This is a genomic window from Desulfobacterales bacterium, from assembly GCA_034003325.1.
Classification (GTDB): domain Bacteria; phylum Desulfobacterota; class Desulfobacteria; order Desulfobacterales; family JAFDDL01; genus JAVEYW01.
In genome coordinates this window covers 19,933-34,374 of sequence record JAVEYW010000015.1, presented here as the reverse complement: position 1 = coordinate 34,374, position 14,442 = coordinate 19,933, and the positions used below count along the sequence as shown (strand labels likewise).

General features: G+C 51.9%; 15 protein-coding genes. 12 read left to right on the top strand and 3 right to left on the bottom strand.

Annotation, left to right across the window (positions count from 1 at the left end):
* Window positions 1–24: 24 nt before the first annotated feature.
* A complete protein-coding gene (locus RBT11_15380; protein ID MDX9788162.1) occupies window positions 25–1,179 on the bottom strand; it encodes an MFS transporter in 1,155 nt (384 codons plus the stop codon).
* Between the two features lie 187 nt (window positions 1,180–1,366).
* Between RBT11_15380 and RBT11_15375 the strand changes: the two genes are divergently transcribed.
* The 5 genes from RBT11_15375 to RBT11_15355 all read left to right on the top strand — a co-directional run bounded on the left by RBT11_15375 (window position 1,367) and on the right by RBT11_15355 (window position 7,783).
* Complete coding sequence (locus RBT11_15375; GenBank protein MDX9788161.1) at window positions 1,367–1,819, top strand: Hsp20/alpha crystallin family protein; 453 nt, start codon at window positions 1,367–1,369, stop codon at window positions 1,817–1,819.
* A gap of 101 nt (window positions 1,820–1,920) precedes the next feature.
* Window positions 1,921–4,269, top strand: a complete 2,349-nt coding sequence (gene lon, locus RBT11_15370) for an endopeptidase La (protein MDX9788160.1) — start codon at window positions 1,921–1,923, stop codon at window positions 4,267–4,269.
* Window positions 4,259–5,029 carry a septal ring lytic transglycosylase RlpA family protein gene (locus RBT11_15365; GenBank protein MDX9788159.1) on the top strand — a complete coding sequence of 257 codons (771 nt, stop codon included), beginning with the start codon at window positions 4,259–4,261 and terminating at the stop codon, window positions 5,027–5,029. Before lon ends, RBT11_15365 begins: the two co-directional genes overlap by 11 nt.
* A 16-nt stretch (window positions 5,030–5,045) precedes the next feature.
* Complete coding sequence (gene gmhB, locus RBT11_15360) at window positions 5,046–5,618, top strand: D-glycero-beta-D-manno-heptose 1,7-bisphosphate 7-phosphatase (protein ID MDX9788158.1); 573 nt, start codon at window positions 5,046–5,048, stop codon at window positions 5,616–5,618.
* Window positions 5,579–7,783 (top strand): ATP-dependent RecD-like DNA helicase, encoded by a 2,205-nt coding sequence (locus tag RBT11_15355; protein ID MDX9788157.1) that lies wholly within the window; start codon window positions 5,579–5,581, stop codon window positions 7,781–7,783. The genes gmhB and RBT11_15355 overlap by 40 nt, the downstream gene beginning before the upstream one ends.
* Before the next feature lie 200 nt (window positions 7,784–7,983).
* On the opposite strand, the gene RBT11_15350 is transcribed toward RBT11_15355, so the two are convergent.
* Complete coding sequence (locus RBT11_15350) at window positions 7,984–8,292, bottom strand: hypothetical protein (GenBank protein ID MDX9788156.1); 309 nt, start codon at window positions 8,290–8,292, stop codon at window positions 7,984–7,986.
* Between the two features lie 422 nt (window positions 8,293–8,714).
* Between RBT11_15350 and RBT11_15345 the strand changes: the two genes are divergently transcribed.
* From RBT11_15345 to RBT11_15315, 7 genes are all read left to right on the top strand, one after another.
* Entirely contained in the window at window positions 8,715–8,975 is a 261-nt protein-coding gene (locus RBT11_15345; GenBank protein MDX9788155.1) for a BrnT family toxin, read from the top strand.
* Window positions 8,965–9,195: a hypothetical protein gene (locus RBT11_15340; GenBank protein ID MDX9788154.1), complete on the top strand. Its 231-nt coding sequence runs from the start codon at window positions 8,965–8,967 to the stop codon at window positions 9,193–9,195. Before RBT11_15345 ends, RBT11_15340 begins: the two co-directional genes overlap by 11 nt.
* A gap of 168 nt (window positions 9,196–9,363) precedes the next feature.
* A complete protein-coding gene (locus RBT11_15335; protein ID MDX9788153.1) occupies window positions 9,364–10,773 on the top strand; it encodes a DUF1254 domain-containing protein in 1,410 nt (469 codons plus the stop codon).
* A 198-nt stretch (window positions 10,774–10,971) separates the two neighbouring features.
* Window positions 10,972–11,178 carry an AbrB/MazE/SpoVT family DNA-binding domain-containing protein gene (locus RBT11_15330; protein ID MDX9788152.1) on the top strand — a complete coding sequence of 69 codons (207 nt, stop codon included), beginning with the start codon at window positions 10,972–10,974 and terminating at the stop codon, window positions 11,176–11,178.
* A complete protein-coding gene (locus tag RBT11_15325; protein MDX9788151.1) occupies window positions 11,175–11,570 on the top strand; it encodes a type II toxin-antitoxin system VapC family toxin in 396 nt (131 codons plus the stop codon). The genes RBT11_15330 and RBT11_15325 overlap by 4 nt, the downstream gene beginning before the upstream one ends.
* Before the next feature lie 394 nt (window positions 11,571–11,964).
* Window positions 11,965–12,906 carry a hypothetical protein gene (locus RBT11_15320; GenBank protein MDX9788150.1) on the top strand — a complete coding sequence of 314 codons (942 nt, stop codon included), beginning with the start codon at window positions 11,965–11,967 and terminating at the stop codon, window positions 12,904–12,906.
* A 77-nt stretch (window positions 12,907–12,983) separates the two neighbouring features.
* Window positions 12,984–13,484 (top strand): DsrE family protein, encoded by a 501-nt coding sequence (locus RBT11_15315; GenBank protein MDX9788149.1) that lies wholly within the window; start codon window positions 12,984–12,986, stop codon window positions 13,482–13,484.
* A gap of 166 nt (window positions 13,485–13,650) precedes the next feature.
* On the opposite strand, the gene RBT11_15310 is transcribed toward RBT11_15315, so the two are convergent.
* Window positions 13,651–14,436, bottom strand: a complete 786-nt coding sequence (locus RBT11_15310) for a GntR family transcriptional regulator (protein ID MDX9788148.1) — start codon at window positions 14,434–14,436, stop codon at window positions 13,651–13,653.
* Window positions 14,437–14,442 lie beyond the last annotated feature (6 nt).

Here is a 14,442-nt window from a genome sequence, read left to right as displayed (position 1 = left end):
ATCGGTTGAATGAATACCACCCTTTCAACTCCCAATTGTCACCCCCCCCCTGTAACGAAACAGAATCCCGGCGGCCAGGGCAATGCCCGCGTTGATGAGAAATAAGGAATAGGCGCCGGCGGCCTTATAGAGCGCGCCGCTGAGAAAAAAACCGACCATCAGACCCAGGCCGTAGGTGACGGCATTGTTGACGGCCTGGCCCATGGTTTTTGATTTTTCGGGGCTGAGCCGGTCCATATATAAAATGCTGGCCATGTGAAACGCGCCATAGGTAAAGGCATGAAGAATCTGGGAAGCGAAAAGGATCGCCGGTGTGTTACAGGTTGATAGGATGAGCCAGCGGGCCGCTGCGATGAAAAACGAGTAAGCCAAAATTTTTTCCAACGAAAGATGCCGGAAAAGTTTGCCGGAGTTGACCATCACAAGGATCTCGGCGGTTACGGCCAGCGCCCAGGCGGCGCCGATAAAGGTTTTGCTGCACCCGAGCGTTTCCAGGTGAATGGAAAAAAAACCGTAATAAGCGCCGTGGCTGACCAGCATCAAAAACCCGCAGATCAGAAAAATGACGGTTCCCCGCGTAAAAAGCGGTTGCACTTGTTTGGCATTCAGCAGCTTACCGAGGGCGGCGGTTTTCGGCATGCCGAAGGAAAAGGCGCATTGAAGCAGGGAGATGCCCAAAATGCCGAACAGAATGAGTCGCATGGAAAAAGAATCGGTGAACTTGCCGAATCCGATCACCGCGAGAATAAAACTGATGGAGCCCCAGGCGCGAATGCGCCCGTAATGTCGCTTATGCTTTCCGAGCGTTTCCATGGTGGCCGCTTCCAGAAAACTGATGATCGGTGAATAAAATAACCCGTAGAAAAAGGTGATGATCAGCATGGGCCAGAAGCTGGACGTCATCAGATAGAAGGCCCAGATGAGCATGCTCATGATACTGCAAAAAATATAAATCGGCCGCTGCCCGCCGGATCGGTCGGCGATGGCGCCCCAGAGCAGCGGGAACAGCGCAAAGGCCGCCGAACGGATGCCGGAGATGGCGCCGATCTGAAAACCGGTCAGCCCGATGTGGTAGCAATACAGATTGAAATAGGGCAGGAAAATGCCGAGCACGCCGAAATAAAGAAAGTACTGAATACTGACGATGGACCGGACAACCTGTGACGAATCTTTTTCCATAGCCGGCTCATACGGCATTTGGTTGCAAAAGACAATGCTATCTTTCCTTTACAAAATTATATCGTAATGTTACTTTTCATACTCAGAATGTAGAGGCGCCCGGTATCTATTGGATTCATCGGTTCGCACGTCGACCGAAAAGGCCGAACCCGCCAAATATTATCAATCAGCCAAGCAGGAGCCGAGTATGGACTATATCAAAATTCGATTCGGTGGAATTTTAGATGAAATAGAATCCGAAATCGGAAAAACGATCGATGGGATGTTTCGCCCGAGGGCGCTGAGCCCGACCTTCAACTGTTCGGAGTGCACCTGGAAGCCCCAGATGGATATCTATGAAACGCCCGATGCCATCATTATTTTAGCGGAGATTGCGGGCGTCAACAAGGAAGACCTGGACGTTGAACTCAATAGCCGGGCGGTTAAAATATCCGGCCGGCGCATGGGCAAGGCGCCGGGAACGAATTCGACCTATCGGCTGGCGGAGATTCAATACGGCTCGTTTGAGAGAATTTTATATCTGCCGGTACCCATTGATCCGGAAAATGTCGGAGCGATTTACTCGAATGGCTTTCTTGAAATACGGCTTACCCGGCTTCCTCTGGACAAGACCCATAAGGTGCCTATTCTAGACGGATGAAAACCGATATCGCCGGCGAGGAAACCGAAGGTACACGCGCAACGATGAGATTCATTCAAAAAAACAGAGCAGTTTCTTAGCACAGAGACGCGGAGGAGTCCATGACCCAGCAACCATCTTTAGACGTTGGTACTGAAAATATACCGGAAACACTACCGATATTACCCCTGTTCGATGTCGCGCTTTTCCCCAAAATGGTGTTGCCCATTGTGGTGATGCCGGGGGATTCCATTCTTCTGGTGGATGAGGCCATGTCCAAGGATCGCATCATCGGTCTGTTGGCATCGAAAAAAACACAGGCTGAAGGGGTGGTAAATCCTGATGATCTCTATGGAATCGGGACCAGCGCCCTCATTTTGAAAATGGCCAAAGCCCCGGACAATCGGGCGCAGCTTCTGGTGCAGGGGCTCGGCCGGTTTCAGGTGGAGAAGTTCATCGAGGGCGGACCCTATCTCAAGGCCCAGGTGAGAAACCTGAAAGAAGAAGGCCAGAAGGACAAGGAGGTCGAGGCACTGATGGCGAACCTGACGGCACAGTTCACGCGCGTGGTGGAACTTTCGCCCGGGCTGCCGCAGGAAATCATCGCCATGGCCAAGTCCATTCACGAGCCTGGCATTCTGGCGGATATGGTGGCCTCCACCATCAATTCCACGGCGGAAGAAAAACAGCATGTGCTTGAAATCCTGAGTATCAAGGACCGGTTAACCGAGGTAACGCGCCTGGTCAACTACCAGCGCGATGTGATGGAGCTTGGCAATAAAATTCAGAGCCAGGTGAAGGGGGATATGGACAAGCGCCAGCGCGAGTACTACCTGCGCCAGCAGCTTAAAGCCATTCGGGATGAATTGGGCGAGTCGGACGATGGCAACGTGGAAGTCGAGGATTATCGCGCCAAGATCGAAGCGAAAAAACTGCCCGAGGAAGCCCAAAAGGAGGCCAAGCGGGAACTGGACCGGCTGGCCCGCATGCATCCCTCCTCCTCTGAGTATACGGTCGCTTCCACCTATCTTGACTGGCTGACGGCGCTTCCCTGGCATGAGGCCACCGAGGATAACCTGGATATCGCAAAGGCCCGCAAGGTGCTCGATGACGATCATTTCGGGCTTGAAAAAGCCAAAAAACGGATACTGGAGTACCTGGCCGTTCGAAAACTAAAACCCGATTCCAAGGGCCCCATTTTGTGTTTTGTCGGCCCGCCGGGCACGGGCAAGACCTCACTCGGAAATTCCATCGCCCGGGCCCTGGGCCGGAAATTCATTCGACTCTCCCTTGGCGGGGTTCGGGATGAGGCGGAAATTCGCGGCCATCGCCGCACCTATGTTGGCGCGTTGCCGGGCCGAATCATTCAGGGCATTCGCCGGGCTGAATCGAATAACCCCGTTTTTATGCTTGATGAGATCGACAAGGTCGGCAGCGATTTTCGCGGTGATCCCTCCTCGGCGCTTCTGGAAGTATTGGATCCGGAACAGAACTTTACCTTTCAGGATCATTACCTGGATGTGGCCTTTGATTTGTCGAAGGTCATGTTCATCACGACCGCCAACGTGCTGGATACGATTCCGCCGCCGTTGCGCGACCGCATGGAAGTCTTGCAGTTGCTGGGATATACGGAAGATGAAAAAATTCAGATCGCCAATCGCTATCTGATCCCGCGCCAGCGGGAGGCGCACGGGTTAACGGGTAAACACATTACCTTTAACAAGGCCGCCATTAAAAAAATCATCACCGGTTATACGCGGGAAGCCGGACTGCGAAACCTGGAGCGCGAGATTGCTTCGGTTTGCCGGGGGGTGGCCGCCAAGGTGGCCGAAGGCGTCACTGAATCCGTCAGCATCACCGCGGACAATCTTTCCGAATATATCGGTTCGGTGCGAATCTCTTCGGATACGAAAGCAAGGACGTCCACACCCGGTGTGGCCACGGGACTGGCCTGGACACCGGTGGGCGGCGAACTGCTTTTTATTGAGGCTACGGCCATGCCGGGCAAGCGGAACCTGACCCTGACCGGCCAGCTCGGAGATGTCATGAAGGAATCGGCGCAGGCCGCGCTGAGCTTTATTCGGTCCAACGCCAAGTCGCTGGGCATCGAGAATAAATATATCGAGGAACATGACCTTCACATTCATGTGCCGGCTGGAGCGATTCCCAAGGACGGCCCTTCCGCCGGGGTGACGATGCTCACGGCCCTTACGTCTTTAATGACCAATCGAAAGATCAAAAAGGATCTTGCCATGACCGGCGAGATTACCCTTCGCGGGCTGGTATTGCCGGTGGGCGGTATCAAGGAAAAGGTGCTGGCCGCGCATCGGGCCGGCATCAAGACGCTTATTTTGCCAAAATGGAACGAGAAGGATCTCGAGGATATTCCCGAAAAAGTGAAAAAGGATATTACGTTTCACTTTGTGGATAAAATGCGAGAGGTTTTGGATATTGCGCTTGGTGATAAATAGGTCAGCGGTAGGCGGCAGGGGAGGGTGTCTCGCCTTGTCCTGGATCGGGGTGTGCATCGCGTGCCTGATATTGGGTATCGGTTGCGCGCCAAAGGCGCCTGCGCCGATACCGGGTGCGCAAAAACCTTATAAGATCGATCGCCAGTGGTACCGGCCCCTTGCCGATGCTCGGGGGTTTCGCCAGAAAGGGCTGGCCTCCTGGTATGGCCGGGACTTTCATGGCAAAAAGACAGCCTGCGGCGAACGGTACGATATGCATAATATCAGTGCGGCCCACACAATTTTACCCCTCGGCACCTGGGTGCGCGTGCGCAACATGAATAACGGCAAAACGCTGGACGTGCGAATCAACGATCGGGGCCCCTTTGTCCGGGGCCGGATTATTGATTTATCTTACGGGGCGGCCAAGGTTCTCGGCGTGGTGGGGCCGGGTGTCGTGCCGGTGGAAATCGTGGCGCTGGGCAAGTCGACCTCAACGTCCACCGATTATGCCGCCAGAAGAACCTATACGCCGCAAGCCTACGATAGAGGAAAATTCACGATTCAGGTAGGCGCTTTCCGGGATCGGGGCAATGCGCAACGGCTGGTTTCAAAATTGGAGCGGAATCACGAAAACGCCCATATCGTGACCTATGACAGTGGTCAGGGGATGCTGTATCGGGTGCGGGTGGGCCGAAGTACTTCTCTGTCGGAAGCACTGGCTTATGAGGATGTCTTGAACCGGAACGGTTATTCGGAAACCACGGTGGTGGCGGAATGAACCATAGGGACTGCGGATGGGCGATAAGGTGGTATTTCTCGATAGAGATGGCGTGATCAATCGCGATTCGCCCGGCTATATCAAATCCGTTGCCGAATTTGTGTTTCTTCCCCGCAGCCTGGAAGCCATTCGCCTGTTGACGACAAACGGCTTTTCCGTGATCGTCATCACCAATCAATCGGCGATCGGCCGGGGCATGATAAGCCCGGCGGTACTGGAAGAAATACATCAACACCTCATCGATACCGTGAAAGAAAACGGTGGCCGCATTCGCGATATTTTTTTCTGCCCTCATACCCCTGAAGAAAATTGCGATTGCCGCAAACCCAAACCCGGATTGATTTTTCAGGCCGGTCACACCTACGGTATCGCGCTTAGCGAAACCGTGATGGTGGGTGACCGCGTCAAGGACATTCAATGCGGCCATGCGGCCGGGTGCGGGGCTGCAATACTGGTGCGCACCGGCAATGGGGATAGGGCGGCAACGGCGCTCAGCGAACAGCATATTCCGGTCAACTTCTTGGCGGAAGACCTCTATGATGCCGTATCATGGATTCTTTCTTCTCCGTTCAACGGCCCAACGCCATGATTTCCCTTCAAGGCCATCTGGAACGTATTCATTACCAGCACGAAAAGTCCCATTACACCATCGGACGGGTGCGGGTGAATGAGACCCATCATATGGTCTCCGTGGTGGGCGTAATGCCCGGCGTGCAGACCGGTGACCATCTCAAGCTTCTGGGCGCCTGGGAGACGCACGAAAAATACGGCCAGCAATTCCGGGCCGCCTCCGTTGAAATCGTGCCGTCGGACCCCCTGGAGAGTATTCGAAAATTCCTTTCCTCCGGGTTTGTAAAAGGCATCGGGCCCAAACTGGCCGGAAAACTTCTGGCCCATTTTGATGCGGATATTCTCAATGTGCTTGAAACCGATCCGGGCCAATTAAGCGAAGTGCCGGGCATCAGCGCGACTAAAGCCGCCGGCATCGCGGAGGCCTGGCAGGCGCACCACGGCGCGCGGCGTGCCATGATGTTCTTGCAGGCCCACGGGGTCAAAGCCTTTCACTGCGTGCGCATTCTCAATGTGCTCGGACCCGGGGCGGTGGAGATTATTCAAAACGACCCCTACCGGCTCTCCACGGAAGTCGATGAAATCGATTTTTTTCTGGCCGATCAACTGGCCTTGAAACTGGGGGTTGCACCGGATGATCTTCGGCGGTTGCAGGCCTGCATTCTGTATCTTCTCGAGCAGGCAGTTGCCCGGGGCGATACCTTTGCGGATCGGGCGGAGCTGCTGGCCGCGTGTAACAAAATCACCGGTGTTGACGAAGAGCCGGCCAAGGCCGCGCTTGATTCCCTGACGTCGGCGGGAATGCTCGTAATTGAAGACGATATGGCGGAAACGCCCAGTGGCGAAGCGGTGTATTTAGAGCCGTTGCACGCGGCGGAAATCGGGATCGCCCGGCGGTTGACCGCTTTGCTGAGCGTGCCGGTGCCGTTTCTCTCGATGGACCCCGATGACATGGCTTCCCGGGTGGTTCAAAGGCTTGCCATCAAGCCATCCGATGCCCAATTGGCGGTGCTCTCGGAAATATCGTCCCACAGGGCCGTCATTATCACCGGCGGCCCCGGAACCGGCAAAACCACCCTGATCCGTTCGGTGTGCGCCGTTTTCGGGGCGATCGGCAAGCGGATTTGTCTTGCCGCCCCCACCGGCAGAGCCGCCAGACGGCTTTCGGAAGTTACGGGCAAAAAAGCCGCCACCATTCACAAACTATTGGGATATCATCTGGAAGAGGGCCGTTTTGAGAGAGACGAGAATGATCCCATAGACGCCGATGTCATTATTGTAGATGAAATGTCCATGGTGGACGCGCTGCTCATGCACCATCTGCTGCGGGCGGTTCCCATGACGGCGGTGCTGGTTCTGGTGGGGGATGTGTTTCAACTGCCGCCGGTGGGCCCCGGCAACGTGTTATCGGATCTGATCGATTCGGGAAGAATATGCACCTTTGAACTAAAAGAGATTTTCAGGCAGGCGCAAGAAAGCCAAATCGTGGTCAATGCCCACCGGGTCCGGGCCGGCCTCATGCCGGATTTGATCGAATCGGATCCCGTATCCGCGGATACGGAGTTTTATTTTATCGAGAAAAACACCCCGGCTGCCGTTGTCGAAACCATTGTCACGCTGTGCCGCGACACCATTCCCCGCGGCTTTGATCTGGATCCCGTGCGGGATATTCAGGTTCTTACGCCGATGCACAAAGGGGATGCCGGCACCCTGAATTTGAACCAGATCCTTCAGGAAGCGCTCAACCCGAACCCGGTGCGTACCGAGAAAAAAGGGCGCGTTTTCCGGCTCGGCGATAAGCTCATGCATCTAAAAAATAATTATCAGAAAGAAGTCTTTAACGGCGATATCGGCACCGTTATCGCCATCGACAACGAAGAAACGCAGCTTCTGGTGGACTATGACGGCCGGGAGGTGGCCTACGATTTTGATGAAACGGACGAATTGTCCCTGGCCTACGCGATTTCCGTTCACAAATCCCAGGGCTCGGAGTATCCGGCGGTTGTCGTGCCCATGATCACCCAGCATTACATTCTGCTTCAGCGCAACCTCTTATACACGGCGTTAACGCGGGGGCAACGCCTGGTTTTTCTGGTCGGCTCTCGAAAAGCGGTGGAAATCGCCCTAAATAACGATAAGCCTCATCAGCGCTTGTCCGGCCTGCATCATTTTCTTCTGAAGTAAAAACAACGGGTTCTGAGAATGCACGGTTGCAAATGATCCATTTTTAGACATCGGCGTTTTTTTCGGAGCGGTTGTATCGGGTCGTCTAACCGCAGTGGCGGGCGGATAATCAGATTCCAACCGTGTCAAACTCACACATAAGCACCGGTAATGAAAAAGCAGCGCCCGTATGCCGGTCGTTAATCGGGTGTGCCGTTTACTCATTTTACCGAGGCCCTTATACTCTTCCCGGTCACTGCTTTTTCAAAACCGGCGCTAATGCGCTCAAACAGTGCCACGGTCTCCATCTGATCACCCGCCCGCCGCCGCTCCCTCCGAATATCGAATGAGCGTAGCCGCGATCCCGGTGCCGCCTGCACGGCGTCTTTACTCGTGTATTCAAGAGGCTTGGTTTCAGCCTGCAATCCAAAGTCCCTTAAGTCCTTATCACTCAGTCCTGAGTCTTTAAGAAATGATGACACATTACTCGCTTTGCTGTAACCAAATAGCCAGTAATCAGAATGCCCCATCTTAGCTCTATCCGGAAAAAGCACCATCTTTTCCAGAGTTTTTTTGCACTAGACAAAATAGGTCCGATTGTTTTCAGCGTTTAGTTTTTCATGGGGCGGATGGGCTTGGAAATTAATAAACCGCCCCATCGGTGTCCGTAACCTGGTCGGTTAAAAAATGGTTGGCGGATAACTGGTTGCTATTTGTATACACGGCTGTTTTCAGCCGTGTATACAAACTGAAAAGGGAACGACATATTTTTTTTAACATCTTGTTTAAATGCAGTATACTTTCAAAATCCAATGAGACCCTAATGTCGATTTAGGCAACTGATTCAGCCGTAATTGTCAAATTTTTAGGCCGTCTAATATAATGTCCGAATCAAAAAAATATTTTTCATTCAGATTGACTAAACATACCGAATAGTCATATTGTGTATGCTATGGAATTTGAATTTGACCCTAAAAAATCGGATATCAATAAAAATAAGCATGGGATTGATTTTATTGAGGCCCAAGAGCTTTGGAATGATCCTGATTTATTAGAAATTCCTGCGAAAACAAGCGATGAAGTAAGATTTCTGGTAATTGGCAAAATAAGCGACAAACACTGGACTGGGATTATTACATATCGCAATGATAATATGCGTATCATCTCAGTACGGCGTGCCAGAAATGAGGAGATTGAGATTTATGAAAGCTAAAGAATTAGACAAGAAGTTTGATGAAGGTGAAAGTGTTATGGAGCATCTTGACCTTTCAACGGCAAGACGTCCGAACCAGGAGCAAAAACGGGTTAATGTCGATTTTCCTCTTTGGATGATTCAATCATTAGATAAAGAAGCCAAGCGCCTTGGTGTTCCTCGGCAATCGATTATTAAAATTTGGCTTGCTGAAAGATTAAATCGATCCACTGCCGCATAGTATTCGAACCTGCCGTTTCACGTTTACCGGGAACCCGGGGCGGCCGTTTCTCATTTGGCCTTCAGCTTTCAACGTATCTTAAAAGCATTCCGTATTGGGTTCCCGGCAAGTGAACTAAACGTTAGCTACCCAACTTTTCATCCGGTTCAATACCAAAGGAGACACAAAATGATAAAACGCACAAGACTCATCGCGCTGGGGTGCATCATAGCGCTGCTTGCGCTTCCACAGATCCAAGCTCACGCCCAAGACAAGATCGGCGCAGCGGAGGCGCGTGCCATCGCCGTGGACGCCTATATCTACTTCTATCCGCTGGTATCGATGGACATTACCCGTCTGCAAAGCACGAACGTTGAACCCGGAAGAGAGTTCGCCAAGGGACCGATGAACATGTTCGTCAGCGTCCCGGAGTACCCGCCTGCCGATCTGAAAATCGTCGTGCGCGTCAACTTCGACACGCTCTATTCCGTCGCCTGGTTGGACCTGACGAAGGAACCGCTGATCGTCTCCTCACCGGATACCGATGGCCGTTACTACCTGCTGCCAATGCTCGACATGTGGACTGACGTTTTCGCTTCGCCGGGTTGGCGAACTACAGGCACTCAGGCCGGCAACTTCCTTGTCACGCCTCCCGGCTGGACGGGCGAGGTGCCGAGCGGCTTCTCACACATTCCCGCACCGACGCCATATGTCTGGGTAATCGGCCGCACCAAGACTGATGGCTCCGCCGATTACCCTGCTGTTAATAAGATCCAGGCGGGCTACAAAGTCACCCCGCTCTCGGGTTGGGGCAAGCCGCCCGCCCAGATGACTGTAAAAATCGATCCAAGTGTGGACATGAAGACCGCGCCCAAGACCCAGGTCGACAACATGCCCGCAGATAAGTACTTCGCCTATGCAGCGGAACTGATGAAACTGAATCCACCTCATGTCACCGACCAGCCGATCATTGCGCAGATGAAGCGCCTTGGAATCGAACCTGGCAAGAGTTTCGATATGAACAACGTTGACACGGTGATTCGAGGCGCCCTCGAAGCCGCCCCGGCTGAAGGCCAGAAACTCATGGCGTGGAAACTGCCGACGTTGGCCCGGGTCGCCAACGGCTGGTCGATGAACACCGACACAATGGGCGTGTACGGCAACTACTACCTCAAGCGCGCCATCGTCACCCAGCAGGGCCTTGGTGCGAACCTCCCCGAGGATGCGATCTATCCGCTAAACCTCGGCGATGCAGCCGGCAAGCCGCTGAATGGCGCGAACAAGTACACCATTCACTTCGCCAAGGGCGCAACACCGCCCGTGAACGCCTTCTGGTCGATCACGCTCTATGACGCAGAGGGCTTCCAAGTTGGCAACGCGCTGAATCGCTTCGCGCTCAGCAGTTACATGCCGTTCAAGACCAATGCCGATGGTTCGCTCGATCTGTATTTCCAGAACGAAAGTCCCGGCAAGGATCTGGAGGCCAATTGGCTTCCCGCGCCCAAAGAGCCGTTCAACCTGACCATGCGTCTCTACGCCCCGACGCCCGAGGCTCTCACCGGCAAATGGAACCCTCCGCCGGTGCAGCAAGTGCCCTAGCATAATGAATCGGCCTGAGGCTTGGGATTCGTCAGGCCAGCTAACAAGTCGCTCAACCGGAGCGGCGGATGGACACGGAATCAATATTCAACGCCTCTGCCGCCGCCCGGTTAGCTCAGGCGTTGGCCCCCAATTATTGACAATGCCGTATCGATAGTGTTATCGTAATACGAAAACGCTATCGATAGGGGGGATATTATGCATACTGTTACAGTTTCACCAAAATTCCAAGTTGTTATCCCAAAGTTAATAAGGGATGCATTGCACCTTCGCCCCGGCCAAAAGATTAAGATTATGGAGTATGATGGGCGAATAGAGCTAATACCTGATCGAGACATATCTGAGCTAAAAGGTTTCCTTAAGGGAATTAATACGGAGTTTGTTCGCGAGGATGACAGATTATGAATATTGTTGACTCATCGGGGTGGCTTGAATATTTTTCAGGGGGGATCAATTCGGAAAACTTTGCATCCCCTCTTCAAGATCCATCATCTTTAATTGTGCCCGTAATCACTATATATGAAGTGTTCAAAGTGGCGTTGCGTGAGTCTGGCGAAAATGAAGCCCTTCAAGCCGTGGCTGCGATGCAACAAGGTACGATTATTGATCTTACCGCAAGTATCGCAATCAATGCTTCTAAGCTCAGCTTGCGGTATAGCCTTCCCATAGCTGACAGTATTATTTTATCTACTGCTCAAGCGTATGAGTGTTTAATCTGGACACAAGATTCAGACTTTGAAAATTTACCAGGCGTTAAATTTTTCCCCAAAACAAAGGTTGGGCCAACAACCACATGAAGCGGGACAGGCTATAGCGGTCTATGGTCGCCCTTTACTGGGCGACCCGGCGCGTTGCCCGATAAGCCCTCACCTTGCCGACTTCAAGGCGCAGAGAGAGAAGCACTCAAATGGGCCCGTGCGACTCTTCGGCGGGCCGTCCGTGCCTCCGGGATAAAATCTGTTGCCGCGATCGTTTTTATAACGGCACTATCCAACTCAAGCGGGTTCCACCACCAGCGTCAGGCGGATAAATACAGGTCAATTCGGGATAGAATGCATGGTTGACCCCATTCACCTTCTAAGAGTGTCCAAGCTATTTATTAACATCAGATAACCATCCGGACCATCCGGGAATTCAAATCAGGAACATCACATCGAATGTGATCCTACTTTGTTGAAGGAGGTGGCGGTTATGGGGAGGCCTGGATATGATCTCGATACACAACCGTATGCAAAAAGCATCGCGGGATCCAAGAAAATCCGCTGGGATATCGACGCGGATGTGCTTAGGGGAAGAGAGTTCGATTTTTCGAAAAAATTTCTTCCGGACGGCATTTCGAAGGTGGACCGTTTAAGCTTCTTGAGCGAACCGCAGCAGCGGTTTCTTAGTCAAATCGAGGGACGCACGTATGCCAGTATGTTCGGGTTTGTCGAGCGCTTTATCGTCGCCAAAATGCTTGATATCTCCCGTGACCACTGGCTGGGGGATCAGGTGGCCCTCGAGGCACTTGTCCGGTTTTGCGACGAGGAACTGAAACACCAGGAGCTTTTTAGACGTCTGGAAAAAATGATGGCCCGCGGAATGCCGGATGGCTATGAATTTCCATGGGATCCCAATCAGGTGGCGGCTGTGGTGCTGGAAAAATCGACGTGGGCGGTTATGGCACTGATCTATGAAATTGAGCTTTTTACCCAAGAGCATTACAAACAAAGCATTGCGCAGGATGAGAATCTGTCCGATCTCTACAAAGATGTATTCCTGTATCATTGGAAAGAAGAAGCCCATCACGCATTCCTGGATTCACTTGAATGGTCCCGCGTGAATAAAAAAATCACGCGGGAAGAACGGGACGAGGCTATCGGAGAAGTCATCGATCTGGTGACGGCGGTGGATGGCATATTACAGAAACAATGTGAATACGACATCCGGTATTTTATTCAGAATACCCGCCAATCTTTTTTCGAGGACCAGATCGCCCGTATGCAAGCCGTGTTGCTGGAGGCTTACCGCTGGCAATACATCTTCTCCGGGGTCGAGCATCCTAAATACCAGGAACTTTTCGGACAGATGACGACGGAGGAACAACGAGAACGCATCGGGCGGGCGCTGGCACCCCTGGCGCCCCACGCCTGAGTCAACGGATGAACAGAAGCGGCCGCCCGAAATACGGTTAAAATTCACTTGAACTTTTTAAATTAGGAGAACGAAAAATGAAAAAGATACGAAATATAACCATGGTATTGGCAATCGTATGTTTAGTCCTGGCAACTTTTAGTGCGTCAGATGCATTGTCTGACGAACATGATCTTCTGAAAGGGGTCAATGCCACCCCCGTTCTATTCGATATGAGGGATGGAAATCCAAAATCCGCCGTCATTCACCTGAATCTCATTTACGATACCTTCCAGGAATTGAGCGCCGCCAAAAAGAATCCTGAGTTTGTGGTCGTTTTCATGGCCGGTTCGGTCAAACTGATTTCCAGTGACCACAGCGGATTTGATGCCGAAGTGCAAACTTCGCTGAAAGAGATTCCCGGTATCATTTCCAAATTGTCGGAGGCGGGCATTCGTATGGAAGTATGTCTGTTTGCCGTAAAGGTTATGGGGGTTGACCCGACCTCGCTTCTGCCGAAAATAGAACGGGTGGGAAACGGCTGGATATCAGAGATCGCTTATCAGACCAAGGGCTATTCGTTGGTTCCGGTCTATTGAAATAGGTTCCAAAATGAAAATGACACAGTTATAAGAGTCGACATTCTTTTTGATCATGATGGAGAAGGTAATAAGGCTGATTCGGGCCGTCCCGAAAAGGTGACCCTTTGTCACAAGGAAAGGCAACTCGCACAATTGTGGAATCCGCCCTGGACACGCATCTGAATCACTTCGACACGATGGGTGAATGCAGCGGAGAATTGCTAACGGCTGCATTCAAATCCACATTCCGAAGAAAAATATTTGCCGAGCTTATCATGTCCCAACAGATACAAAGGTCACGTTTGTTGTCGGTCATGGAAACCGTATGATAGAAAACCGGTGTGCCGTCCGGAATATCTAAGAATTCAGCAGTCTCGTCCGTGCAAAGATATGGCACAAGGGATTCTTTCATAAGTAACGGACTAGATTCCATCCACTTTGTTATGGATACAATGAGTGCCGCAGCCGACGTCGATTCTTTAACTTTGGCAATCCGCATCCATCTTTTCGGCAAATAGTAAGAGATGAATGCCTTGAACTTCCATTTTCCGGTGAACGTAATCCGACAATATACTTTTAATACCACCTGGTTTGAAGCAGCGTCTTTAATGTTCAATAGGCCTCTTAGCCGAGGGGTGGTTTCCACCCATTCTGAACTAATGGATTCGGCCTTCGCCATTTTTGCCTCTGAAATCGACTCTCGCGAACTGATTAATGTTGCTAAATCAAAAAAACGCAAATCCAAATTTTCAGGCACAACCGTTCCCCAGCCTTGTTTTTTGATAAGAAGTCCCTCCCTTTCGAGAAGATCAAGGCTTTTTCGAACGCTTGTTTGTGACATGCCATGTTGACGCGCCAGTTCCTCTATCGTAGCAATTTTAGAGCCCTTCAGAATTTCACCTTTAAGGATATCATGCTTGATTTTATGGTAGAGGCGGAAAAAGAGTGGTATATTTTGGTTTAAAGGCAATTGATG